At 33.6% G+C, this 23,998-nt stretch carries 23 protein-coding genes; 15 read left to right on the top strand and 8 right to left on the bottom strand.

The features are described from left to right. The first annotated feature begins 79 nt into the window (after nt 1-79). From HYN56_RS06270 to HYN56_RS06215, 12 genes are all read left to right on the top strand, one after another. On the top strand, nt 80-610 hold the full coding sequence (locus tag HYN56_RS06270) for a complex I 24 kDa subunit family protein (protein WP_057115709.1): 531 nt from the start codon (nt 80-82) through the stop codon (nt 608-610). Between the two features lies 1 nt (nt 611). Then, nucleotides 612-1,982, top strand: a complete 1,371-nt coding sequence (gene nuoF, locus HYN56_RS06265) for an NADH-quinone oxidoreductase subunit NuoF (protein ID WP_109191391.1) — start codon at nt 612-614, stop codon at nt 1,980-1,982. Nucleotides 1,983-2,074: 92 nt separating this feature from the next. Next, on the top strand, nt 2,075-3,103 hold the full coding sequence (locus tag HYN56_RS06260; RefSeq protein WP_091490522.1) for a 2Fe-2S iron-sulfur cluster-binding protein: 1,029 nt from the start codon (nt 2,075-2,077) through the stop codon (nt 3,101-3,103). A gap of 6 nt (nt 3,104-3,109) precedes the next feature. Further along, complete coding sequence (gene nuoH, locus HYN56_RS06255; RefSeq protein ID WP_109191390.1) at nt 3,110-4,162, top strand: NADH-quinone oxidoreductase subunit NuoH; 1,053 nt, start codon at nt 3,110-3,112, stop codon at nt 4,160-4,162. Between the two features lie 159 nt (nt 4,163-4,321). Continuing rightward, on the top strand, nt 4,322-4,867 hold the full coding sequence (locus tag HYN56_RS06250) for a NuoI/complex I 23 kDa subunit family protein (protein ID WP_109191389.1): 546 nt from the start codon (nt 4,322-4,324) through the stop codon (nt 4,865-4,867). Further along, nucleotides 4,868-5,407, top strand: a complete 540-nt coding sequence (locus HYN56_RS06245; RefSeq protein WP_091490517.1) for an NADH-quinone oxidoreductase subunit J family protein — start codon at nt 4,868-4,870, stop codon at nt 5,405-5,407. It begins immediately after the preceding gene. Then, entirely contained in the window at nt 5,407-5,727 is a 321-nt protein-coding gene (gene nuoK, locus HYN56_RS06240; protein ID WP_008466103.1) for an NADH-quinone oxidoreductase subunit NuoK, read from the top strand. Before HYN56_RS06245 ends, nuoK begins: the two co-directional genes overlap by 1 nt. A 6-nt stretch (nt 5,728-5,733) precedes the next feature. Continuing rightward, nucleotides 5,734-7,617 (top strand): NADH-quinone oxidoreductase subunit L, encoded by a 1,884-nt coding sequence (gene nuoL, locus HYN56_RS06235; RefSeq protein ID WP_109191388.1) that lies wholly within the window; start codon nt 5,734-5,736, stop codon nt 7,615-7,617. A gap of 10 nt (nt 7,618-7,627) precedes the next feature. Beyond that, nucleotides 7,628-9,067 carry a complex I subunit 4 family protein gene (locus tag HYN56_RS06230; protein WP_109191387.1) on the top strand — a complete coding sequence of 480 codons (1,440 nt, stop codon included), beginning with the start codon at nt 7,628-7,630 and terminating at the stop codon, nt 9,065-9,067. 65 nt (nt 9,068-9,132) lie between these two features. Continuing rightward, nucleotides 9,133-10,524, top strand: coding sequence for an NADH-quinone oxidoreductase subunit N (locus HYN56_RS06225; RefSeq protein WP_109191386.1), 1,392 nt, complete (start codon nt 9,133-9,135; stop codon nt 10,522-10,524). 156 nt (nt 10,525-10,680) lie between these two features. Then, entirely contained in the window at nt 10,681-11,451 is a 771-nt protein-coding gene (locus HYN56_RS06220) for a Bax inhibitor-1/YccA family protein (RefSeq protein WP_109191385.1), read from the top strand. A gap of 455 nt (nt 11,452-11,906) precedes the next feature. Next, on the top strand, nt 11,907-14,381 hold the full coding sequence (locus HYN56_RS06215) for a pectate lyase family protein (RefSeq protein WP_109191384.1): 2,475 nt from the start codon (nt 11,907-11,909) through the stop codon (nt 14,379-14,381). A gap of 59 nt (nt 14,382-14,440) precedes the next feature. Here HYN56_RS06215 and HYN56_RS06210 read toward each other — a convergent pair whose 3' ends face one another. From HYN56_RS06210 to amaB, 5 genes are all read right to left on the bottom strand, one after another. Further along, entirely contained in the window at nt 14,441-14,842 is a 402-nt protein-coding gene (locus tag HYN56_RS06210) for a hypothetical protein (RefSeq protein ID WP_109191383.1), read from the bottom strand. After that, nucleotides 14,826-15,299 (bottom strand): LemA family protein, encoded by a 474-nt coding sequence (locus HYN56_RS06205; protein ID WP_240622661.1) that lies wholly within the window; start codon nt 15,297-15,299, stop codon nt 14,826-14,828. The genes HYN56_RS06210 and HYN56_RS06205 overlap by 17 nt, the downstream gene beginning before the upstream one ends. Before the next feature lie 96 nt (nt 15,300-15,395). Next, nucleotides 15,396-16,439: a hypothetical protein gene (locus tag HYN56_RS06200; protein WP_109191381.1), complete on the bottom strand. Its 1,044-nt coding sequence runs from the start codon at nt 16,437-16,439 to the stop codon at nt 15,396-15,398. Nucleotides 16,440-16,473: 34 nt separating this feature from the next. Beyond that, nucleotides 16,474-17,286: a leucine-rich repeat domain-containing protein gene (locus HYN56_RS25150; protein ID WP_205727648.1), complete on the bottom strand. Its 813-nt coding sequence runs from the start codon at nt 17,284-17,286 to the stop codon at nt 16,474-16,476. 154 nt (nt 17,287-17,440) lie between these two features. Then, nucleotides 17,441-18,994, bottom strand: coding sequence for an L-piperidine-6-carboxylate dehydrogenase (gene amaB, locus HYN56_RS06190; protein WP_109191380.1), 1,554 nt, complete (start codon nt 18,992-18,994; stop codon nt 17,441-17,443). A gap of 226 nt (nt 18,995-19,220) precedes the next feature. On the opposite strand from amaB, the gene HYN56_RS06185 reads away from it, so the two are divergent. Both HYN56_RS06185 and HYN56_RS06180 read left to right on the top strand, forming a co-directional pair. After that, complete coding sequence (locus HYN56_RS06185) at nt 19,221-20,132, top strand: MBL fold metallo-hydrolase (protein ID WP_394336261.1); 912 nt, start codon at nt 19,221-19,223, stop codon at nt 20,130-20,132. Between the two features lie 54 nt (nt 20,133-20,186). Beyond that, nucleotides 20,187-20,480 (top strand): type II toxin-antitoxin system RelE/ParE family toxin, encoded by a 294-nt coding sequence (locus tag HYN56_RS06180; protein WP_109191378.1) that lies wholly within the window; start codon nt 20,187-20,189, stop codon nt 20,478-20,480. Between the two features lie 2 nt (nt 20,481-20,482). On the opposite strand, the gene HYN56_RS06175 is transcribed toward HYN56_RS06180, so the two are convergent. From HYN56_RS06175 to HYN56_RS06165, 3 genes are all read right to left on the bottom strand, one after another. Continuing rightward, nucleotides 20,483-20,794 carry a hypothetical protein gene (locus tag HYN56_RS06175; RefSeq protein WP_109191377.1) on the bottom strand — a complete coding sequence of 104 codons (312 nt, stop codon included), beginning with the start codon at nt 20,792-20,794 and terminating at the stop codon, nt 20,483-20,485. A gap of 135 nt (nt 20,795-20,929) precedes the next feature. Beyond that, on the bottom strand, nt 20,930-21,469 hold the full coding sequence (locus HYN56_RS06170) for a 3-hydroxyanthranilate 3,4-dioxygenase (protein WP_109191376.1): 540 nt from the start codon (nt 21,467-21,469) through the stop codon (nt 20,930-20,932). A gap of 117 nt (nt 21,470-21,586) precedes the next feature. Continuing rightward, complete coding sequence (locus HYN56_RS06165; protein WP_109191375.1) at nt 21,587-22,687, bottom strand: endonuclease/exonuclease/phosphatase family protein; 1,101 nt, start codon at nt 22,685-22,687, stop codon at nt 21,587-21,589. 135 nt (nt 22,688-22,822) lie between these two features. On the opposite strand from HYN56_RS06165, the gene HYN56_RS06160 reads away from it, so the two are divergent. Next, complete coding sequence (locus tag HYN56_RS06160; RefSeq protein ID WP_109191374.1) at nt 22,823-23,914, top strand: serine hydrolase domain-containing protein; 1,092 nt, start codon at nt 22,823-22,825, stop codon at nt 23,912-23,914. Nucleotides 23,915-23,998: the final 84 nt, after the last annotated feature.

Raw genomic sequence — 23,998 nt, 5'->3', positions numbered from 1 at the left:
TTAATAAAGATTGCAGAATATGGATTACGGACAAAGATTGAAAAAATCTAAAATCTAAAATCTAAAATCTAAAATAAAAATGGAACGTAAACATTACAAACAAGAAATAAACATGACTGAGGCATTGATGAACCGCATCAATGAATTAATTAGTCATTATCCTGAGGGCAAACAAAAATCAGCTTTATTGCCTGTTTTGCACGAAGTTCAGGATGCTCACAACAACTGGCTTAGTATTGAACTTCAAGATAAAGTTGCCGAAATTCTTCAGATAAAACCAATTGAGGTTTATGAAGTGGTTACTTTCTATACGATGTTCAACCAAAAGCCAATTGGTAAGTATATGTTTGAGTTCTGCCAGACTTCTTGTTGTTGTTTAAGAGGTGCCGAAGATTTGATGGATTATACTTCTGAAAAATTAGGTATTAAAATGGGCGAAACAACTCCAGACGGAATGTTCACAATTGCCGGTGTAGAATGTTTAGGTGCTTGCGGATACGCTCCGATGATGCAGTTGGGTGATTTCTACAAAGAAAAACTGACAGAAGAAAAAATCGATCAGATCATTGCTGATTGTAGAGATGATAAAATAATATTACACGATAAATAAGATGTCACAAAAAATATTATTAGATAAAATCAATATTCCTGGAATTAAAACCTACGAAGTGTATCGCCAAAATGGTGGTTACGCTTCTGTAGAAAAAGCTTTAAAGACATTAACTCCAGACGAAGTAACTGAGGAAGTAAAAAAATCAGGATTACGTGGTCGTGGTGGTGCAGGTTTCCCTGCAGGAATGAAATGGAGCTTTATTGACAAAAAATCAGGAAGACCAAGACACTTAGTGTGTAACGCCGACGAATCGGAGCCGGGAACATTCAAAGACAGATTTTTGATGGAATATATTCCTCACTTATTGATCGAGGGAATGATTACTTCCAGCTACGCTTTAGGTGCTAACCTATCTTATATCTACATTCGTGGAGAATATATGTGGGTTTTCAAAATCTTAGAAAGAGCAATCGCCGAAGCAAAAGCTGCCGGATGGTTAGGAAAAAATATATTAGGATCAGGTTATGATTTGGAACTTCACGTTCACTGTGGAGCCGGAGCATATATCTGTGGAGAAGAAACAGCATTAATCGAATCATTGGAAGGTAAAAGAGGAAATCCTCGTATTAAACCACCTTTCCCAGCGGTTTCTGGTCTTTGGGCAAACCCAACAGTGGTAAACAACGTTGAAACTATCGCAACGGTGCCTTGGATTGTGAACAATTCTGGTGATGATTATGCAAAAATTGGGATTGGACGTTCTACTGGAACTAAATTAATTTCTGCTTCAGGACACATTAAAAATCCTGGTGTTTACGAAATTGAATTAGGTTTAAGCGTTGACGAATTCATGAATTCTGATGAATATCTAGGAGGAATGTCATCAAGTCGTCCATTAAAAGCATTTGTACCTGGAGGTTCTTCTGTGCCAATCTTACCAGCTGAATTGATTTTCAAAACAGCAAACGGCGAAGATCGTTTAATGACTTACGAATCTTTAAGTGATGGTGGTTTTGCTACCGGATCTATGTTAGGTTCTGGAGGATTTATTGTTTACAATGACACTGCTTGTGTGGTTAGAAACACTTGGAACTTTGCTCGTTTCTACCACCACGAATCTTGCGGACAATGTACACCTTGCCGTGAAGGAACAGGATGGTTGGAAAAAATTCTATGGAGAATCGAAAACGGTCAAGGCCGTGAAGAAGATATCGAATTATTGTGGAGCATTCAGAGTAAAATTGAAGGAAACACAATCTGTCCTCTAGGAGACGCAGCTTCCTGGCCAGTAGCAGCTGCAATTCGTCACTTTAGAGATGAGTTCGAATATCACGTTCGTTTCCCTGAAAAAATCAAAAATAGAGATCACTTTGTCGCTGAACCATTTTCACAAGTGAAACATTTAGTTGGCGGTAAAGTAATCGTATAATATAAAAAGCAGAAAGTTATAAAGTTCATAATGTTAAAAAGGACAGCAATTCTTTTCAATATTCCGACTTTCAACATTCAAATCATAAAGAGATGAAAGTAACCATAGACGGTCAAAGTATAGACGTAGAACCAGGAACAACGATCCTGCAGGCTGCACGTATGATTGGTGGAGATTTGGTGCCGCCAGCCATGTGCTATTACTCAAAATTAAAAGGCAGTGGCGGAAAATGCCGTTGTTGTTTAGTTGAAGTTTCTAAAGGTAGTGAAGCTGATCCAAGACCAATGCCAAAACTTATGGCATCTTGTGTAACAGGATGTATGGACGGAATGGAAGTAAACAGTAAATCTTCTGCCAGAGTTACCGAAGCGCGTAAATCTGTAACAGAATTTCTATTAATCAACCACCCATTAGACTGTCCAATTTGTGATCAGGCGGGAGAATGTGATCTTCAAAATTTAAGTTTTGAGCACGGAAACCCAAAATCACGTTATATTGAAGAGAAAAGAACATTTGAACCGGAAGATATTGGTCCAAATATTCAACTGCATATGAACCGTTGTATCTTATGCCAAAGATGTGTACAAGTTGCAGATCAATTGACAGACAACAGAGTTCACGGTGTATTAGACCGTGGTGACCACGCTAATATTTCAACAGGAATATCTAAAGCAATCGACAACGAGTTCTCCGGAAACATGATTGATGTTTGTCCGGTTGGAGCTTTAACCGATAAAACTTTCCGTTTTAAATCAAGAGTTTGGTTTAACAAACCTTACAATGCACACAGAGAATGTACAACTCCGGGATGTTGCGGTAAAACTACAGTTTGGATGTTTGGTGGAGAAATCCAACGTGTAACTGGTCGTAAAGACGAGTACCATGAAGTAGAAGAATTCATCTGCAACAGCTGTCGTTTTGATCACAAAGATGTGAATGACTGGGTTATTGAAGGTCCAAGAGAATTTGAAAAAGATTCTGTTATCAACCAAAATAACTATACTCAGAAATTAGAGAAAGTTACCATCGATACTGAAAAGAATATCCTTTTAGGTAGAGATATCGACCGTAAAAAAATTAGTATGGCAGCAATTCCATTAACTGATAAAGATCAAAAATAGTAAGAAATGGAAAGTGCATTTATTATAGAAAAAAGTGTTGTTATTGTTGTCGTTTTTGCGGTAACAATGATTATGGCAATGTATTCTACCTGGGCAGAACGTAAAGTTGCTGCTTTCCTGCAAGACCGTGTTGGACCAAACCGTGCCGGATGGGGAGGTTTATTACAGCCACTTGCAGATGGTATGAAATTATTCTCTAAAGAAGAATTCTTCCCAAACACACCAAATAAATTTTTATTCGTTGTGGGTCCTGCAATTGCCATGAGTACGGCTTTAATGACTAGTGCCGTAATTCCTTGGGGAGACAGACTTCACCTTTTTGGAAGAGACATTATTCTTCAGGCAACTGACGTAAACATTGCTTTATTATACATTTTTGGAGTTCTTTCTGTTGGAGTTTACGGTATCATGATTGGTGGATGGGCTTCTAACAATAAGTTCTCATTAATGGGAGCTATTCGTGCTGCTTCTCAAATGGTTTCTTATGAAGTTGCCATGGGATTATCGATGATTGCTTTATTGATGATGACCGGAACAATGAGTTTAAAAGAAATCTCATTACAGCAGCAAGGAATGAACTGGAATGTCTTCTATCAGCCATTATCCTTTTTAATTTTCTTAATCTGTTCTTTTGCTGAAACAAACAGAACGCCTTTCGATTTAGCTGAATGTGAAAACGAGTTAATTGGAGGTTACCATACAGAATATTCATCCATGAAAATGGGATTCTATTTATTTGCGGAGTATGCAAGTATGTTTATCTCTTCTACAATTATTTCTGTTTTATTCTTCGGTGGATACAACTACCCTGGAATGCAATGGATGGTAGAAAATGTTGGTGTTAATGCAGCTAACTTATTAGGAATTGCGGCATTATTTGTAAAAATATGTTTCTTCATATTCTTTTACATGTGGGTACGTTGGACAATTCCAAGATTTAGATATGACCAATTAATGCACTTAGGCTGGAGAATTTTAATTCCGCTTTCGATCGTTAATATCATGATTACGGGAATTGTAATATTAAGACACGATATTGCAGCTTACTTAGGATTCTAAGAACCCTAAACGCCTAGCCCCGATAGAAGCGGCATCCTTTTGTGGTGGGGTTCACCACAAAAGATACAGCGGATAGCGGGATTAGCTTCAAATAAAAAACAAAATAGATTTTAGATTTGATTGATCTCAAATTGTAAATCATAAACTATAATAGTAAAAATGTCAATAGAAACTATATCATTATCGGGTAGAAAAAAGGTGGTGTCAAATAAGGACATGTCTTTTGTTGAGCGATTGTATCTTGTGGCGATTGTAAAAGGTCTGATTATTACAGTAAAACACCTTTTTAGAAAAAAAGTTACCATTCATTACCCAGAGCAGGTTCGCGAAATGAGCCCGGTTTATCGTGGTCAGCACATGCTGAAACGCGATGAGCAAGGCCGTGAAAACTGTACAGCTTGCGGATTATGTGCTTTATCTTGTCCGGCAGAAGCGATTACTATGAAAGCGGCGGAAAGAAAACCAGATGAAAAACATTTATACAGAGAAGAGAAATATGCTGAGATCTATGAGATCAACATGCTTCGTTGTATTTTCTGTGGTTTATGTGAAGAGGCTTGTCCTAAAGATGCTATCTATTTGACAGAATCTAAAGTTTTGGTGCCTGCTAACTACAACAGAGAAGATTTCATTTTCGGGAAAGATAAATTAGTGATGCCTTTAGAAATGGCTATGAAAAACGCTCAACTTAAAAACGCTAACTAAATGATACATATTCCTGATTTTGCACACGCAACAACTGTTCAAGTTATCTTTTGCTTTTTAGCGTTTATTACCGTTATTACTGCTTTCCTGACTATTTTCAGCAGAAACCCGATTCACTCGGCTATTTACTTAGTGATTTGTTTCTTCTCGATCGCTGGTCATTATTTATTATTAAATTCTCAGTTTTTAGCAGTGGTTCATATAATAGTCTACTCCGGTGCTATTATGATTCTGTTTCTGTTTACGATCATGTTGATGAACCTGAACGAACAACGAGAAGTTCACCGTCCTAGAATTACACGTTTAGGAGCTATTGTTTCTTTCTGTTTAATATTGATCGTTTTGATTACAATCTTTATTAACTCAAAACCAATTGTTGGTGAATACGATTCTACGGGAGAAGATTTCCAATCTATTAAAGTTTTAGGTAAAATTCTATTGGATGAATATATGGTTCCTTTCGAATTTGCTTCGGTATTGCTTTTGGTAGCTATGATTGGAACAGTTCTATTGTCTAAAAAAGAAAAATTAAATAAATAATGGGTAATATATTAAATCAAATAGGTATTGAAAACTACATCTTTTTGAGTGTTGTACTTTTCTGTATTGGTATTTTTGGTGTATTGTACAGACGAAATGCTATTATCGTTTTCATGTCTATCGAAATTATGTTGAATGCGGTGAACCTTTTATTTGTTGCTTTTTCAACTTATCATCAGGATGCACAAGGACAAGTTTTTGTGTTCTTCTCGATGGCGGTTGCTGCAGCCGAAGTTGCGGTAGGATTGGCCATTTTAGTTTCTATCTTTAGAAATATCGGATCAATTAGTATCGATAATTTAAAAAATTTAAAAGGATAATCAGAAATGGATACCAATTTAGCTTTAATTTTAGTTTTAACTCCTTTACTAGGTTTTCTGGTAAATGTCTTTTTTGGAAAAAGCTTAGGAAAAACAGTTTCTGGTGCAATCGGAACTATTGCCGTAGCGATTTCTTTTGTAGTTTCTCTTTTACTTTTTAATCAAATAACTTCAACCGGAAAAGGAATTGAAGTTACTTTATTTGATTGGATTCAAATTAGCAACTTAAAAATCAATCTTGGATTTTTATTAGATCAATTGTCAGTTCTTTGGTTACTTTTTGTAACTGGAATTGGATCTTTGATTCACTTATACTCTATCAGTTACATGCATGATGACGAAAACATGCACAAATTCTTCTCTTATCTGAATTTGTTCGTTTTCTTTATGATCACGCTTGTAATTGGAAGCAACTTATTAGTTCTTTTCATTGGATGGGAAGGTGTTGGACTTTGTTCTTACCTATTAATTGGATTCTGGCATAAAAACCAGGATTACAATGATGCTGCAAAAAAAGCTTTCATCATGAACAGAATTGGAGATTTAGGTTTATTAATTGGAATGTTCATCATCGGATCGATGTTCTCTACATTAGATTATGCCACTTTAAAAACGGCAATTGCAGGAGCGACTAACTTAAATTTACCATTACTTTCTTTAGCTGCTTTATGTTTATTTATTGGAGCTTGTGGTAAATCTGCTCAAATTCCGTTATACACATGGTTACCTGATGCGATGGCTGGACCAACTCCAGTTTCTGCATTAATCCACGCTGCAACGATGGTTACTGCTGGTATTTTTATGGTAACAAGATTAAACTTTGTTTTTGACCTTGCAACAGATGTACAATCTGTAATCGCAATAATTGGAGCAATCACTTCATTAGTCGCTGCTACAATTGGATTAGTTCAAACTGACATCAAAAAAGTATTGGCTTACTCTACAGTTTCACAATTAGGTTTAATGTTCTTAGCGTTAGGATTTGGAGCCTATGAAGTTGCTGTTTTTCACGTAATCACTCACGCTTTCTTTAAAGCTTGTTTATTCTTAGGTTCTGGATCTGTAATTCACGGATTACACGGAGAACAAGATATGCGTAACATGGGTGGTTTACGTAAAGCAATGCCAATTACTTTCTGGACTATGTTGATTTCTTCATTGGCAATTTCAGGAGTTCCATTTTTCTCAGGATTCTTTTCTAAAGATGAAATTTTATTGACTGCATTCCACCACAGTATTCCATTATATGTTGTTGGATCGGTTGCTTCTATTATGACGGCTTTCTATATGTTCCGTTTAATGTTCCTGACTTTCTTCAAAGAATTTAGAGGAACTGAAGAGCAAAAACACCATTTACATGAAAGCGGTTCTTTAATTACTATTCCGCTTATCATTTTAGCTATTTTGGCGACTTTTGGCGGATTAATTAGTTTACCTGGACACAGCTGGTTGAATGAATACCTTGCTCCTCTTTTCACAAAAGTAGCTGGAGAAGAACATCATTTAGGCACAACTGAATACACTTTAATGGGCGTTGCAGTTCTAGGCGGATTATTAGGAATTTTAATTGCTTACATTAAATACTTTAAACAAGATAATGTTCCGGAAGCTGATGAAAACATCACTGGCTTAAGCAAAGTATTATACAACAAATATTATGTAGATGAAGTTTACGATGCTGTATTTGTAGCCCCTGTTAACAGTCTATCTAAATTCTTTAGAGATTATATCGAGACAGGGTTATCTACTGCTGTTTTTGGATTAGGTAAAATAGCAAACGAGATTGCTTTTCAAGGAAAAAAATTACAAACCGGAAGTATAGGATTATATCTATTTGTTTTTGTTTTAGGACTTTGTGCAATTGTTTCCTATATATTTTTAGCTCAATAATATTATTACTATGAACGTTTCTACTATATTAATTATACTTTTAATTGGTGCATTTGCCACTTATTTTTCTGGTGACAAACTAGCTTCAAAAGTTGCTTTACTTTTTAGTTTAGTTGCTTTAGGATGTTCAATTGTATTATTGAATAATTATTCGGCTGGCGAAAATATCAGCGTAATCAACAGCTGGATTACACAGCCAAAAATTTCTTTTGCTTTAAATGCTGACGGACTTGGGCTTGCAATGGTTTTATTAACTGCAGCTTTAACTCCGATTATTATATTTTCTTCTTTCGGAAATGAATACAAAAATGCTAAAGCTTTTTACGGTCTAATCTTGTTCATGACCTTTGCTATGACAGGAACTTTCTTAGCTGCTGATGGTCTTTTATATTATATTTTCTGGGAGTTAGCACTTATTCCAATTTATTTTATTGCTTTAATCTGGGGTAACGGTGATGCTGAAGAACGCAGAAAAGCAGTGGTTAAATTCTTTATTTACACACTTGCCGGTTCGTTATTTATGTTAACTGCTTTTATTTATTTATATACAAAAGCAGGTTCTTTCTTAATTGAAGATTTATACAAATTAAACTTATCTGCTTGTGAGCAATTATGGATTTTCTTGGCTTTCTTCTTAGCTTATGCTATCAAAATTCCAATTATTCCTTTCCATACCTGGCAGGCAAATGTGTACCAAAAAGCACCAACTGTTGGAACAATGCTTTTATCTGGTATCATGCTAAAAATGGGATTATACAGTGTACTTCGTTGGCAATTGCCAATTGCACCTTTAGCTGCAAAAGAATATATGAATATTTTTATTGCTTTAGGAATTGCGGGAGTTATCTATGGATCAATAGTTGCTTTGAGACAAAAAGATCTTAAAAAATTATTAGCTTATTCTTCTCTTGCTCACGTTGGATTAATCGCTGCAGGTTCTTATACTTTAACTCTTGATGGTTTAAGAGGTGCTGTTATGCAAATGATTGCTCACGGTTTTGTGGTAGTGGGATTATTCTTTGCCGCTGAAGTAATTTACAGAAGATTTGAAACCAGAGAAATTGAAGCATTGGGTGGTATTCGTACACAATCTCCAAAATTCACTTCGATGTTTTTAATCTTAGTTTTGGCTTCTGTTGCGTTACCAAGTACTTTTAACTTTGTTGGAGAATTTACAGTATTATACAGTTTATCTCAGGTTAATATTTGGTTTGCTATCCTTGGTGGAACTACTATTATTTTAGGAGCTTACTATATGTTGAGAATGTTCCAACATGTAATGTTAGGAGAAACAAACTCTAAAACTTTTGCTGATGTTACACTTAACGAAGGAATCTCATTTGTGGCAATTATCGCTGTTTTATTGTTCTTCGGATTTTATCCAAAACCAATTACAGATTTGATTACACCAAGCTTGGAAACTATTTTACAAGTTATCAATAAGAACTAATATTTTAAACAAAAAATAAATTAGGATTACACTTCAAATTGTAATCCTAACTCAAAAAGACAAAAATGAATACATTAATAGCTATAACAGGATTGGGTATTTTCTGCCTATTGTTTGAAATTCTAAATTTAAGAAAGGCCATCGTTCCTATTACCATTTTGGGTTTATTAGGCGTATTGGCGCTTAACTTCTGTGAATTTGGAACTGCACAAAGTTATTACAACAATATGGTTGCTGTATCTAAATTTTCTACAGCTTTCTCATCATTGTTTATCGTTTTGACTATTTTCCTTGTAGCGTTAAGTCATAATTTTTATCAAAATCATCCAACAAAAATTTCAGATTACGTTGCCATTAAAGTATTCTTATTGGCCGGAGCGGTAGCTATGGTTTCTTTCGGAAACTTAGCGATGTTCTTTTTAGGAATCGAAATTTTATCTATTGCTTTATATGTTTTAGCGGCAAGTGATCGTTTAAATATCAAAAGTAACGAAGCGGGAATGAAATATTTCTTAATGGGATCTTTCGCATCTGGTATTATCTTATTTGGAATATGTTTGATTTATGGAGCAATGGGAAGTTTTGATATCAGCGAAATTCACGAAAGTGCTTTATCAGCAGAGTTGCCAATCTGGTTCCCAATTGGACTGATTTTAATGATTATCGGAATGTTGTTTAAAGTTGCTGCAGTTCCTTTCCACTTCTGGGCTCCGGACGTTTACGAAGGTTCTCCTGCATTAACAACTGCTTTAATGAGTACATTGGCAAAAGTAGTAGCTATTGCAACTTTATTTAAATTGATTTCTGGCATGAACGTAATTCCTTCTTTAGAAAATCAGGATCTTTTACATACTTTCGAAGTTATTGTGGTTATTATTTCGATTGCTTCAATGTCTGTTGGTAACATTATGGCATTAAGACAAGTAAACGTAAAACGTATGCTTGCATTCTCTGGAATCTCTCATGCAGGTTTCATGTTAATGACATTATTAACTGTTTCTGCTTCAGCAGGTGTTTTATTATATTACACAGCTGCTTATGCATTATCAGGAATTGCTGCTTTCAGTGTTATTTTATACGTATGCAGAGATCAGGATAACGAGGATATTACAAATTTCCACGGACTAGGAAAAACAAATCCATTATTGGCTGCTGTCCTTACAGCTTCTTTATTATCTATGGCCGGAATTCCTATTTTCTCTGGTTTCTTTGCTAAGTTGTTTTTATTCAATCAAACCATTCAGGCTGGATATATTGGTTTAGTAATTGTAGCAGTAATCAACTCTATTATCAGTGTTGGTTATTATTTCAAATTAATTATTGCCATGTATTCTAAAGAACCTAATCAGGAAAGAACAGGAAGACCATTCCTTATTTATGCCACAGCAGTAATATCAATTGCATTAAATATCATTTTAGGTTTATTCCCTTCATTAGTTTTAGACTTATTGCAATAAGACAAACATACAATTTATAAAAGAAAATCCATCAAATTGAGTTTGATGGATTTTTTTTATGCAAATACAGAAGAGAAATTCATGTTAAAAAATTCTTCTACACAATTGCACTTCAAAAAATCTCCATATATTTGAGTTCAATTAAATGTATAGATTATGAACTTTAATTCAAAGAATCCATTTTTAAACAGCAAGCGCTTTTCGTCTAATGCTGAACCAAGAACTGAAGTACACCAAGCTCAGATTATTGACTACAATCAGGAAATGACAGTGTCAGGAACTATTAACAAAACAGCAATCCTGTTTCTTATTTTATGTGGTGCCTCTATGGTTACCTGGTGGATGGCATTTAATGGAATGAATCCGATGTTGCCAACTATTGGAGGTGCAATTGTTGGTTTTATCCTTGTGTTAATTTCTTCTTTTAAACCTCAGGCTTCTCCTTATCTGGCTCCCGGATATGCTTTATTTGAAGGTTTGTTTATTGGTGGTATTTCTGCCATATTTGAATTAAAATTTCCCGGTATTGTAATTAATGCCGTCGGAGCAACTTTGGTTACTTTCTTAGTTTGTCTTGCTTTATATAAATTCAGAATTGTTAAAGTTACAGAGCAATTTAAATCAGTAGTTGTAGCAGCGACACTAGCTATTGCAACCTATTATTTAATTTCATGGCTTTTCTCACTGTTTACAAGTTATACTCCTGTTCATTATGGAAATTCCATGATGAGTATTGGTATCAGTATTTTTGTAATCGTTATTGCTGCACTTAATCTATTTTTAGACTTCGATTTAATTGAAAAAGGTGCCAGAGAAAGAATGCCTAAATTTATGGAATGGTATGGCGCAATGGGACTAATGATTACATTGGTTTGGTTGTATATTGAATTTTTAAGATTACTATCTAAATTTGCAAGCAGAGATTGATCAGTCTCTTTAAAAAATATAAAAGCCTTTTTGAGTAAAATCAGAAAGGCTTTTTTTTTGACCTATTTTTAAATTTCTACAAATTACGAAAAACTCTTTCTTTTAAAAAAGAAGTTTTTTTCCTATATAACAGCGTACTTCTACAAATTGCTATTAATTATTTCTAATTATCCTCAAGCAAAAACAACGCTATTAAAAGTAAGAATTAACTCAAAATACTTCTAGACACCTATATTTTATTGAATATGTAATAAGTTACACAAAAATGCAATTAATTACATATTCAATAATCAAAGTGTATTATTTTTACACTATACATTTATTTATGTTAAAAATAATAAGAATTCAAAAATTATACTTACTTTCGTGTAATCGATTACAATTTTAAACTATTACCACTAAAAATTTGAATCGAAAAAAACCACAACAACTTAACAACCTCAAAAACCACGATCATGAAAAAAAAATTACTCTATCTTATTTTATTATTCGCGTCGATTCACTTATCGGCACAAATCACGATTACTGAATCTTCGGGCTGGCTGGAATCTGCTTTTGTAAAATGGACACCCCTTTCTGGTGCTGACAGCTACAATGTTTATTATACAGGTGGAGGTCAAACCAACAAAAAAATTGACAATGAACTAATACGCAATTACGGTTCCTATTTTCGTGCCGATATTCCAGGAATTGCGGCAGGAAGTTATACCATTACCATTAAACCCGTTACAGCTGGTACAGAAGGAACTGGGGCAACAACTGCTTCGTTAACCGTCAAAGCGCATGACCGAAGTGGATTTGCTTTTAATGCAGGACGTGTTCCGGGAGCTTACAATGCAGATGGAACTCCAAAAAGCAATGCCGTAATTATCTATATCACTCAAAAAACTAAAAATACAGTATCATTAAATGTTACAGGAGCAAGTTCAAATCCATGTGTAGGTTTACAAACTATTCTGGACGGATTTAAAAAAGGTAAAGATACAAGACCACTAATCATTCGTATGATTGGTCAGATTACTGATTTGTCTTATATGCTAAATGGAGATCTTGTTATTGAAAACAACAACAATGCCGCAAGTTATATCACCCTGGAAGGAATTGGTAACGATGCTACTGCAGACGGCTGGGGAATTAGAGTTAAAAATGCTTCGAACATAGAAATTCGAAATATTGGAATTATGAACTGCGACAGCGGTGAAGGAGATAACATTGGATTACAGCAGGACAACGATTATGTATGGGTTCACAATTGTGATTTCTTTTATGGAAAACCAGGTAGCGATGCAGATCAAATAAAAGGTGACGGAGCTTTAGATTGTAAAAAATCGACTTATGTAACCTTTTCATACAACCACTTTTGGGATAATGGAAAAAGCAATTTATTAGGTTTAAGCGAAGGAACTACTGAAGGGCTGTATATTACCTATCACCATAACTGGTATGACCATTCTGATTCGCGTCATCCAAGAATTCGTTATTACTCGGCTCACGTTTATAATAATTATTATGATGGAAATTCTAAATATGGTGTAGGATCTACGCTAGGTTCTTCCGTATTTGTAGAAGCCAACTTTTTTAGGAACTGTAAATATCCAATGCTTACTTCTATGCAGGGAACAGATATTTATAACGGTGCAGGAACTTTTTCAAGTGAGGATGGCGGTACAATTAAAGCTTTCAACAACACTATGAGTGGACAAAATCGTTTTGTTGGATACGATGCCACAACATATCCCGTAGAATTTGATGCATATGTTGCAGCAACCAGAAATGAAACCATCAGCAGCAGTATTAAATCAAAAAAAGGAGCTAAAACATATAATAACTTTGACACAAATACAAGTGTAATGTACGCTTATACTCCGGAAACTCCGGAAAATGCTAAAACTACAGTTATGCAATATGCAGGACGAATATCAGGAGGTGATTTTCAATGGACATTTAACAATACAATTGACGATACTGCCGATGGCGTAAATATTGGTTTAAGAGATGCATTATACGCTTATCAGACCAGTTTAGTCAATGTACAAGGCGAAACACCTTCTGCCTCAAATCCTCAGACTTTAACTACTGAAACCGATAATAACCAAACTGTAAGCGCAGGAACTGCAATAGAACCGATGATTTTTACTTGGGGTGGAGATGCGACTGATGCTACTGTAACGGGATTACCTGCTTCCGGAATAAGTTTTGTAAAAAACACCACAGCAAAAACGATCACAATTACCGGAACTCCTACTGCAAATGTTTCGTTTTCAATTGCAACAAGCGGAACAAGCGGATCTCCGGCAAATGCAACCGGAACCATTACTGTTGAAGGTACTGTAACGCCTCCAGCGGGAGATCAGATTCATAATTTTACAGAGTCCGGAACAACTAGTACATTCTACACCATTAGTGGTAATCTTGCAACAAACAAAGGGACTGTAACCTATAACGGCCTAACTTTAACACAATGCTTAAAACTTGAAACAGCAACTAGCATTACGTATACTACAACGCAGTCAAGTACTTTAACACTTGTATTAGTAGAAGCTGCAGGGACTGCAAAAATTGATGGTACAAACTATACTGCAACTGCCGGAATAATTACAGTTACACTTCCAGCTGGAAATCATACTATTGCCAAGAAAGACACTGCAAACCTTTTTTATATGAAAACAGCTTATAGCGGTACTTTAAAGGTAGATAAAAATTCAGGTCCGGAAAATTTAGTCGTTTATCCAAATCCAATTGTAAATCAAATGTATATTACAAGTGATAATGTTCAAAAAGTGGAAGTCTATAACATTCTTGGATCATTAGTAAAAACCGTTGAAAAAAATACGGAATCAATTGATATGAGTCACTTGACATCCGGCCATTATATCGTTAAAATAAAAACAGATCAGGGAACTATTACCAAAAAGATCATCAAAAAATAAATTGTAAATAACCTGAATAAAAAGGCTTCCAAATCTGGAAGCCTTTTTACATTTAGTCTCTATCTCTTACGGTTTCTGAACTCTTGCTGTTCTGTTATTTTTCCGAATTCATTCAAACATTTTTTAATCGTTTCCAGATTAATTCCAACAAAAAACAGCATTCCAATAAAAATTACAATCCAGCTGTAAACAATCTTTACAAAAGAAATATCTGATGTAACTACATAAAAAATGACTGTTGGCAAAATCGATACTATAAATGTCAGTCCTAATGCCAGCATTAACGGATTTATTATAAAACTGTTTATACTATTAAGCCCAATTTTTCTAATAATAATTGCTAAAAAAAGCAATGCCATTATTCCAAAAACTATACCTGCGAAACTATAAATCATAACGATATCAGGCTGATTGTTTATCTGTTGTTCGTATCCAAAAAAGGTATTAAAATTGAATTCCATCGTACTTCTTTTGTTCTGGTGTTACATCAAATAAACTCTGAGATTTATACCCCAACATTTTAGCTAAAATAAAGTTAGGAAACTCTTCAATTCCCACATTATACAGATTGATACTGTCATTAAAAAACTCTCTTCTATCGGCAATTTTATCTTCCATTTGGGACACTCTTTTCTGTAGTTCCAAAAAATTACTGTTTGATGCCAATGTTGGATAATTTTCAGAAACAGCAAATAGGTTTTTCATCGTTTTTGAAAACTCATTTGAATTTTCAATTTTCTCTCCTACTGATTTCGAGTTTAAAAAATCGGTTCTTAATTTAGTTAGATTCGTTAATAATTCTGTTTCATGTTCCATAAACTTAGAAGCCACCTTTACAAGTTCCGGAACCTCTTCAGCCCTTTGCATTAGAATCACATCAATGTTTCTAAAAGCTTTTTCGTAATTATTTTTAAGCATAACCAATTTATTATAAATCCTGATAAAAAAATTAAAAAAAATTATAAGCAGAATTATTCCGGTGATTAAAGCAATATTTTGAACAGTCATATTTGTTTAGTTTAGAATGATATAAATAATTAGAAGCGAAATAAAAAATAAGGTTATTAAAAAGGAATCTAACAACGGTTTGTATTTATTTCTAAATGAAATACTTCTTGGAACTGCAATTCCAAATACATTATCCGGATTTCCTTTTTGTATTATTGTTTTCCCATTATCCGAAGCGGCATAGCCCACAAGAAACATATAATCGTTATTCTTCAAATAAGTTTCAGAATATCTGGTTTTTCCTCCCTGCTGATTGTCAACTCTATCAAAAAAGTATTCCATTCCTTCTCCATCAACAGTAACAGAACCCGTTTCGTCTTTAATTCTGAATTTACCCGTTTTAACTTCACTAAAAATAGTCGAATAGGTCGTTCTGCCATCATCATCAGGTTTGCTTTCCTTTTCTATTTTATAATAATATCCAATGCAGGGTTTATTAAAATAAGGAGAAATAATGGGTTCAATTTCTTCAAGATCTCCTTCAACTTCTACCATTCCCATTGCAATTGAATCCATTTTTGAAGTGGGAAGAATGGATTGCAGACGCATAAATTTGCTTTTATTGCTGGGAAAAAAGATATTCTTTAGAATAATAAAACCTGGAATAATTAAAAAAAGAAGTTTTAGATTTTCGGTTTCGGCCAATAAAATAAAAGTTCCAAAAATACCCGCTATAATCAAAATTCCCAGAAATTTTTGCCCTAGAGTTGTTTTAGGAATATTATGCTTTTTATTAAACTTTTCTCGCTCTATTTTATCCGCTTTACTACTTTGAACTCCCGCATAAATCATCCCGATAATTGCAAAAAAGAAAAGAGAAATAAATAATAGCAACACAGCCGCCAAAGGAAAAGAAGCGTCAAATAGATAACTAATTCCAACAATTGCAGGCGATAAAACAAAAAACAGCCAATTGGGAAATTTTAAATTAAAAAGTCCCGAAAAGACTAAAGTCTGAAATAAGGCAATTCCTAAACTAAAAAGCATTAGAAAAACAAGTTCAGCCACATCTACTCTATTTTGAGTTAAAAATTCTAAAAAATCATTCATATTAAAAAGGGCAAATAATTATAATTTTAAAGGCTTAAAAAACAATTTCGACTTCTTTAGAAAGTAATTTTCTAATCCTGCTTTTTTCTAAATCCGAAATCGGATTATGACTTAAATCCAAACCTATAAGTTTTTGTAATTTATTGATTTCATTTGGAATATCGGTAAGTTCATTATTACTTAAGATCAAAAATTTTAAATTTTTAAAATGCAGAATCTCTTCAGGAAATACCGTTAATTTTGTTTTGGACAAGTCTAATTCTATAACTAGTTCCGGCTTTAACTTGGCATCGTTCAAATTATAAAATGTTGTTTTTTCTTTTTTCTTCTCTTCTTTATTTCTGCTTAAAAGACCAAATCCTGCCAAAATAAGTGCTGCAATAAAAAAGATACATAAAAAAGCTGCCCAAACCGGGTCTCCACTTTTTTCTGTTGTAAAAAGCCTTTGATAAACATAAAAAGCCATCCCAAAAAATAAAACTAAAAACAAACCAAGGACGATTAGAAAAAACAAATATCTAAAAAATGCAAAAATGATTTTTTTTACATTAGAGGTGTTTTTTGCCAAACAAAAATAGATAACCAGAGCCAGAACTAAAATCCAAAAAGACGCTACTCCAATTTTGGCAATATTGTTTCCACTTTCAATAATTGAAAAGGTAAAAGATGCAGGAAACATTAAAACAAACCAAATAAGAATTCCTCCAAATCCTATTGACAAACAACCTGGTTTTTTAGATTTATTTGATGATTTTAGCCAAAGCCATGCTAAAAAGAATGACAAAAAGAGTAGTCCAATAAATGCATATCCAAAAGGAGTAAGTCCGGCCAAAAAAATCAAAGTCATTTTAGTTTCTTATAAATTAGACATCAATAAATGATGTTTTGAAAAATAAAGGCGAATACAAATTAAAATAAAAATACTACAAATTTTGACATTAAAAAACCGCTTTTCTCAAATATTGAAAAAAGCGGTTTTGTTGATTTCTTAACTTCTTTTATTACAAGTCAAATTTAATTCCCTGCGCTAACGGAAGATTCGTTGTATAATTGATTGTATTCGTCTGACGTCTCATGTAGATTTTCCAGGCATCAGAACCTGACTCACGTCCGCCTCCGGTTTCTTTTTCACCGCCAAAAGCACCGCCAATTTCAGCTCCGGATGTTCCAATATTTACATTGGCAATACCGCAATCAGAACCAGTTACAGATAAAAATCTTTCGGCTTCTCTTAAATTATTCGTCATAATTGCTGAAGATAATCCCTGCGCTACTCCATTCTGAATTTCGATTGCATTATCCACTTCTCCAGAATATTTAAGCAAATATAAAACCGGAGCAAAAGTTTCGTGCTGCACAATTTCAAATGAATTTTCTGCTTCAGCAATTGCTGGTTTTACGTAACAGCCACTTTCATAACCTTCTCCGGAAAGTACTCCCCCTTCAACCAGAATTTTTCCGCCTTCAGCAACTACTTTATTTAAGGCTGATGCATACATTTCTACAGCGTGAACATCAATAAGTGGTCCAACATGATTGTTTTCGTCAAGCGGATTTCCAATTCGTAATTGTTTGTAAGCAGCAACTATAGCATCTTTAACTTTATCGTAAATACTTTCGTGAATAATTAATCTTCGTGTTGATGTACAACGCTGTCCTGCTGTTCCAACTGCCCCAAAAACAGCTCCGATAACCGTCATTTTAATATCAGCATCCGGTGTTACAATAATCGCATTGTTTCCTCCTAATTCTAACAATGATTTCCCTAATCTTCCGGCCACTTTTTGAGCCACAATTTTCCCCATTCTAGTCGAACCCGTTGCAGAAACAAGCGGAATGCGAGTATCTGTTGTCATTAATTCGCCTATTTTATAATCTCCGTTTATCAAACAGGAAATTCCTTCCGGTAAATTATTTTCTTTGATTACCTGAGCGATTATATTTTGACATGCAATACCGCAAAGAGGTGTTTTTTCTGAAGGCTTCCAAACACAAACATCTCCGGAAATCCATGCCAGCGCCGTATTCCACGACCAAACTGCAACTGGGAAATTAAACGCCGAAATGATTCCGACAATTCCCAGCGGATGATATTGTTCATACATTCTGTGTCCAGGTCTTTCAGAATGCATGGTTAATCCATGAAGCTGACGAGATAAACCAACAGCAAAATCGCAGATATCAATCATTTCCTGAACTTCTCCGAAACCTTCTTGCAATGATTTTCCCATTTCATAGGAAACCAATTTACCAAGCGCTTCTTTATTTTGTCTCAATTTTTCTCCAAACTGACGTACAATTTCACCACGCTGCGGCGCAGGAATTAATCTAAACGTTTTAAAAGCTTCTGCAGCCGTCTGAATTACTTTTTCGTAATCCTGTGCAGTTGACATTTTTACTGAAGCAATTAATTTTCCGTCAACTGGTGAATAGCTTTCCAAAATTTCTCCCGATGAAAAATTATTTGTTCCTGTTGATGTTCCTTCATTTATCGTTTTAATGCCCAATTTTTCCAGAGCTTCCTTCATTCCAAATTGCGATGCTATTGTTGTCATTGTAACTTTTTTAGTTAAAATTGTTATATTTAAATGTAAAGATATTATTTTAGAATTAATTTCCGACTGAAGTTAATTTATAAATAGACGTAAATTTAAGGTTATTTGATAGTATTAACAGAAATGTAGCCTTATTAATTGATTTTATTTGATGAAATTTGCAGTACTTAAAATAAAAACAATGTTCCTTTTTAACCGGCTTTTCATTTGCTTACTTTTAATTTCTATGAATGTTTTTTCTCAAAAAGAAAAATCTACTTTTCAGATAGTTCCTTTAGGAATAAAAGGCGGTATTGATGAAAAAAATCTATCAGCTTATTTGCTTGCTCCAGTTAATACAAACGATTATATCTGTCTCGATGCTGGAACGATAAATGCTGGAATCGAAAAGGCAATTGAAAACAAAGTATTTAAAGTTTCGACAAACGAAGTTTTAAAGAAGTATATTAAAGGATATTTCATTTCGCATGCTCATTTAGATCACGTTTCCGGTTTAATCATTAACTCTCCCGCTGATTCTTCTAAAACTGTTTATGCAACAGAAAAATGTATGAAAATGATCGAAAATCATTATTTCAACGATCAGACCTGGGCAAATTTCGGAGACAAAGGGCCTGGTTTTCCATTAAAAAAATATCACTTTCAAACTCTAAATATTGGCGAAGAAACTCCAATTTCAAATACTAAAATGACAGTTAAGGCTTTTCCGTTAAGCCACGTAAATCCATTTGAAAGCACTGCTTTTTTAGTTAAAAACGAGAATGAATATGTTTTGTATTTAGGCGACACCGGCCCAGATGCAATCGAAAAAAGCGATAAATTAAAAACATTATGGACAGCAATTGCTCCTTTAGTTCAAAACAAAAAATTGAAAGGTATTTTTATCGAAGTTTCTTTTCCTAACGAACAGCCTGATAAATTTTTATTCGGGCATTTGACTCCAACTCATTTAATGACTGAGCTTCATATTTTAGAAGATTTGGCAGGAAAAGATTCTTTGGAGAACTTCAAAATCATTATTACACATTTAAAGCCTCCTGCAAAAAATATTGCCAAAATTAAAGAGCAGTTAAAAAATCAAAACGATTTAGGATTGAAGATTATTTATCCTGAACAAGGGAAAAAGTTTGTGTTGTAGAAACAAATTTTGTAAGTTATCTTTTATGATTTAGCTGAATAAATTTTTTGAAAAATGAAAATTGTTTGGTCAAAAAAAGCAAAATATAACTTTTACTCTATTCGAAATTATCTAGAATTATACTGGTCACCATTAATAGCAGAAAAATTTATTCTTGATGTATTAAGAGTAAATAAATTATTAGAAAAAAATCCTCAAGTAGGAAAATACAGGGATGATTTACAATGCCGAGAAATAGTAATCTCAAAAAATATCACTTTGTATTATGAAATAAAAGAAAATCAAATAAAATTGATTGCTTTTTGGAATAATCGCCAAAAACCACCTTTGAATTCTTATGATTTATAAATCTATATCAGTTTTTTACTTCTCAATTCTGCAAGCATTGCCTCATGAGTAATAAAATATCCATTTTCTAGATCACGTTTGCCTTGTTCGATTTCCTGTTTTAATTCTAATCTGAAATTTTCTTCTGGAGAAAGAATTTTAGCGATTGAAAGCATTTCATCTGCAGAAAACGTCTGAGTCTTTAATTTACGATAGAACGTTGGACTTGGAATACCAACTTGTTCAATAATATAACTTTTTTTAAAGGGTGATTTGTTCATTAAATTCTCAATATTATCGACAATATTTTTATATGCGATTATCTCTTGTATCATTTTTGATATGTTTATAGATCATTTACAATACAAAAATACATCAAAAATGATTGTAAAATTCATATTGAGCGTAAAAAATTAAACCCAACAGGTTTTAAAAACCTGTCGGGTTTGATATCTAAAATTAAATTTAATTTATTTCTTAGCCACAAATCTCGGATCAGTTTCCATTACAGTGCCGCAGTTATCACACGTTCTCAATTCTTCTGAATTGTAAAAATGCTCAAAATGAGGTAAGAAATCTTTCTCTATATTGTGCAGTTCAAAATATACTTCATAAAGTTTGTGATTGCAATTGTCACAATGCCAAAGTAAGCCATCGGTAAAACCTTGTCCGGCACGTTTACGTTCAATTACCAATCCGATAGAACCTGCTGAACGAACAGGAGAATGTGGCACTTTTGCTGGATGCAAGTACATATCGCCTGCATTTAATTCCATTTCCTTTCGCTCACCATCTTCCTGAATTACTACTTTTATACTGCCTTCTAATTGATAAAAAAGTTCTTCGGTTTCGTTATAATGATAATCTTTTCTTGCATTTGGTCCCGCCACAATCATTACGATATAATCACCAGAATCTACGTAAAGATTTTTATTTCCAACTGGCGGTTTTAATAAATGACGGTTTTCGTCAATCCATTTAGTTAAGTTGAAAGGTTTTGCTATAGCCATTTTTTTAATTCTAAATTGTGAAAAGCTAAGGTAGTGAATTTGTAGAGACGCACTGCAGTGCGTCTTTAGGTTTCTAATTTCATTTCAAAAAAAAGTTAGACGCACTGCGGTGCGTCTCTACTGTCCAATTTCTTTTATCATATATATATAAACCGGAAAATGATCACTAAAACCTGCTTCTGTTAATGTATTTCGCAACGGATAACCTTTATACTGTCCCGAATTTTGAATAAGATAAGGTTTAGTAAAAATCCCTGCTTTCCAAAAAGTAAAAGTTGTAAAATCCGATTTTATTAGAGATTCTGTCATGATAATTTGATCGAAAATATTCCAGGAATCCCTAAAGGCGATTGTTCCCAACCCTTTATTCACCAATTCTTCAAACGGATTAAAAACACCAAATTCTGAAACTTCAGCTTTTTTCCCTTTTGCTCCCAAAGCTGTTTTTATACTGGTATTAATCGGTCCGTCGTTAAAATCTCCCAAGGTCATTACTTTTGCTTGCGGATTTATCTGCTGTAAAGAATCGATAATTTTTCGGTTTAGTTTTCCTGCTGCTTCCCTAAACGAGGTCGTGACTTTTTCTCCACCCGATCGGGACGGCCAATGATTGACAATAATATGTATTTCTTCGTTTTCTAAAAAACCCGAAACCAAAAGCTGATCTCGAGTAAAAACACGGTTGTTGTTTTCTTTTTTAATTTCAAGTTCATCATCTTCAATTTCCGATTGTTCTTCTTTTTTGATACTATTCTTTTTGTAAATGATTAATGGAATATTAGAAAAAGAAGTTGGACGAAAGTACTTTTTCTGATAAAGCAATGCTACATCGATACCGCGTTTATCGGGTGAATCAAAATGAATGATTCCGAAATCGAATTGCTGTAATTTTGGTTCTTTGATTAAATCTTCTAAAACATCTCTATTTTCTACTTCAGCACAACCTAATAAAACTGGGGCATTTGAATTTTCTGGTGTTCCAATTTCAGAAATTACTCTTGCTAAGTTTTTCAACTTTTGCTCATATTTTTGTTTTGTCCAATGCTGTGTGCCATTTGGAGTCCATTCATCATCATTTGTAAAATCATCATCTACAATGTCATATAAATTTTCAAAATTGTAAAATGCAACGGTATGTATTTTGTATTTTTTAGGTTGCGAATTTGAACAATTACTAAAAAAAATAAAAAAACCAAAAATTAAAGTTGTAAGGCGCATAGTTCTACTTAAATAAAAATCTAATGTATAAAAAATTGATTTATTTGTAAGAATTTTCTAAATATTTATTTTGCACTTCCTTTTTTTATATTCAAATTCTCATGTAACTTGCTGGCTCAATTTGCCATTTAGAAAATGAAAAAAATCCTTTCGATATTTATACTATTCTTAAACTACAACACACTTTGTTATTCTCAGAAAAACAGCCAATTTGTCGACAGTATTAGAGTAAAGTATAATATTCCAGAAATAGCATACGCCATAGTTTCTTCTGATTCTATTTTAGAAATAAATGCTTTAGGATATAAAAAAATCAATAGTAACTTAAAGGCCGAATTATCAGATCGATTCAGACTAGGTTCTATTACTAAAACCGTTACAGCCTATTTAGTTGCAGTTTTGGTTAAAGAGGGAAAACTAAAATGGGAAACTAAATTTTTTGATTTATACCCAGAATTAAAAGCTGGAAGCAATTCCAATTATTACAATTTCACTTTAAGAGATTTTATAACGTTTAGAGCGCATATGCCAACTTGGTCATATGGAAATAAAACTCCAACCCAAAAAGAAATAAAAGGAACAAACCCTGAACAACGTTACGAGTTTATGAAATGGTTTTTCGCAAAAACTTCTTCTATTTCAGAAAAACAAGATGTTTATGGTTCTAATCCTAGTTACGTAGCAGCCGGATTAATGCTTGAAAAAGCGACTGGAAAAACATACGAAACCTTAATACAGGAATTAGGAAAAAATCTGAATATTGACTTTGAATTTGGTCAGCCGAATTTAAAAAACAAAAACCAAACCTGGGGTCACGACGAAAATCTGATTCCCGAAAAACCAGCTTTAAATTATAAATTAAACTGGCTTTCGTCAGCCGGAAATATCAATGCAAACTTACCTGACTTTTGTAAATTTATCCAAATGCAGCTTCAGGGCTTACAAGGAAAATCAAAATTGTTTACCGAAGAAGAATTTAATTATATGCATTTGGGTCTGCCGGAATTTTCGTTTGGCTGGTATTCAGAACTTAGCAAAAATAATGAGCAACAATATTCATTTCATAACGGAAATCCCGGAACATTTTTAACCAAAGTGTATATTTGTAAAGCCACAAACAAAGCTTTTATTCTTTTTGCCAACATACAATCTGAAAAAGCAGATGAAGGATTAATTGTAATTTTAAAAGAATTAGAAACTAAACATGGATGTGCTCCGTTTTATTAAAACCGGAATTAAAATAATTTATAATTTTAAGCAAAAAGAAAAATGAACAGAAAAAGCTTTCACTACTTCAAAAAACACTTTAAC

This window comes from Flavobacterium crocinum (assembly GCF_003122385.1).
GTDB lineage: Bacteria > Bacteroidota > Bacteroidia > Flavobacteriales > Flavobacteriaceae > Flavobacterium > Flavobacterium crocinum.
Note: the sequence above shows the minus strand (reverse complement) of the source record. Positions and strands in the feature narration are given on the sequence as shown.

What these genes read in the sequence shown, in the direction of transcription:
- HYN56_RS06270 (WP_057115709.1), top strand. Translation starts at nt 80, where the DNA reads ATGGAACGTAAACATTACAAACAAGAAATAAACATGACTGAGGCATTG.
- nuoF (WP_109191391.1), top strand. Translation starts at nt 612, where the DNA reads ATGTCACAAAAAATATTATTAGATAAAATCAATATTCCTGGAATTAAA.
- HYN56_RS06260 (WP_091490522.1), top strand. Translation starts at nt 2,075, where the DNA reads ATGAAAGTAACCATAGACGGTCAAAGTATAGACGTAGAACCAGGAACA.
- nuoH (WP_109191390.1), top strand. Translation starts at nt 3,110, where the DNA reads ATGGAAAGTGCATTTATTATAGAAAAAAGTGTTGTTATTGTTGTCGTT.
- HYN56_RS06250 (WP_109191389.1), top strand. Translation starts at nt 4,322, where the DNA reads ATGTCAATAGAAACTATATCATTATCGGGTAGAAAAAAGGTGGTGTCA.
- HYN56_RS06245 (WP_091490517.1), top strand. Translation starts at nt 4,868, where the DNA reads ATGATACATATTCCTGATTTTGCACACGCAACAACTGTTCAAGTTATC.
- nuoK (WP_008466103.1), top strand. Translation starts at nt 5,407, where the DNA reads ATGGGTAATATATTAAATCAAATAGGTATTGAAAACTACATCTTTTTG.
- nuoL (WP_109191388.1), top strand. Translation starts at nt 5,734, where the DNA reads ATGGATACCAATTTAGCTTTAATTTTAGTTTTAACTCCTTTACTAGGT.
- HYN56_RS06230 (WP_109191387.1), top strand. Translation starts at nt 7,628, where the DNA reads ATGAACGTTTCTACTATATTAATTATACTTTTAATTGGTGCATTTGCC.
- HYN56_RS06225 (WP_109191386.1), top strand. Translation starts at nt 9,133, where the DNA reads ATGAATACATTAATAGCTATAACAGGATTGGGTATTTTCTGCCTATTG.
- HYN56_RS06220 (WP_109191385.1), top strand. Translation starts at nt 10,681, where the DNA reads ATGAACTTTAATTCAAAGAATCCATTTTTAAACAGCAAGCGCTTTTCG.
- HYN56_RS06215 (WP_109191384.1), top strand. Translation starts at nt 11,907, where the DNA reads ATGAAAAAAAAATTACTCTATCTTATTTTATTATTCGCGTCGATTCAC.
- HYN56_RS06210 (WP_109191383.1), bottom strand. Translation starts at nt 14,842, where the DNA reads ATGGAATTCAATTTTAATACCTTTTTTGGATACGAACAACAGATAAAC.
- HYN56_RS06205 (WP_240622661.1), bottom strand. Translation starts at nt 15,299, where the DNA reads ATGCTTAAAAATAATTACGAAAAAGCTTTTAGAAACATTGATGTGATT.
- HYN56_RS06200 (WP_109191381.1), bottom strand. Translation starts at nt 16,439, where the DNA reads ATGAATGATTTTTTAGAATTTTTAACTCAAAATAGAGTAGATGTGGCT.
- HYN56_RS25150 (WP_205727648.1), bottom strand. Translation starts at nt 17,286, where the DNA reads ATGACTTTGATTTTTTTGGCCGGACTTACTCCTTTTGGATATGCATTT.
- amaB (WP_109191380.1), bottom strand. Translation starts at nt 18,994, where the DNA reads ATGACAACAATAGCATCGCAATTTGGAATGAAGGAAGCTCTGGAAAAA.
- HYN56_RS06185 (WP_394336261.1), top strand. Translation starts at nt 19,221, where the DNA reads ATGAATGTTTTTTCTCAAAAAGAAAAATCTACTTTTCAGATAGTTCCT.
- HYN56_RS06180 (WP_109191378.1), top strand. Translation starts at nt 20,187, where the DNA reads ATGAAAATTGTTTGGTCAAAAAAAGCAAAATATAACTTTTACTCTATT.
- HYN56_RS06175 (WP_109191377.1), bottom strand. Translation starts at nt 20,794, where the DNA reads ATGATACAAGAGATAATCGCATATAAAAATATTGTCGATAATATTGAG.
- HYN56_RS06170 (WP_109191376.1), bottom strand. Translation starts at nt 21,469, where the DNA reads ATGGCTATAGCAAAACCTTTCAACTTAACTAAATGGATTGACGAAAAC.
- HYN56_RS06165 (WP_109191375.1), bottom strand. Translation starts at nt 22,687, where the DNA reads ATGCGCCTTACAACTTTAATTTTTGGTTTTTTTATTTTTTTTAGTAAT.
- HYN56_RS06160 (WP_109191374.1), top strand. Translation starts at nt 22,823, where the DNA reads ATGAAAAAAATCCTTTCGATATTTATACTATTCTTAAACTACAACACA.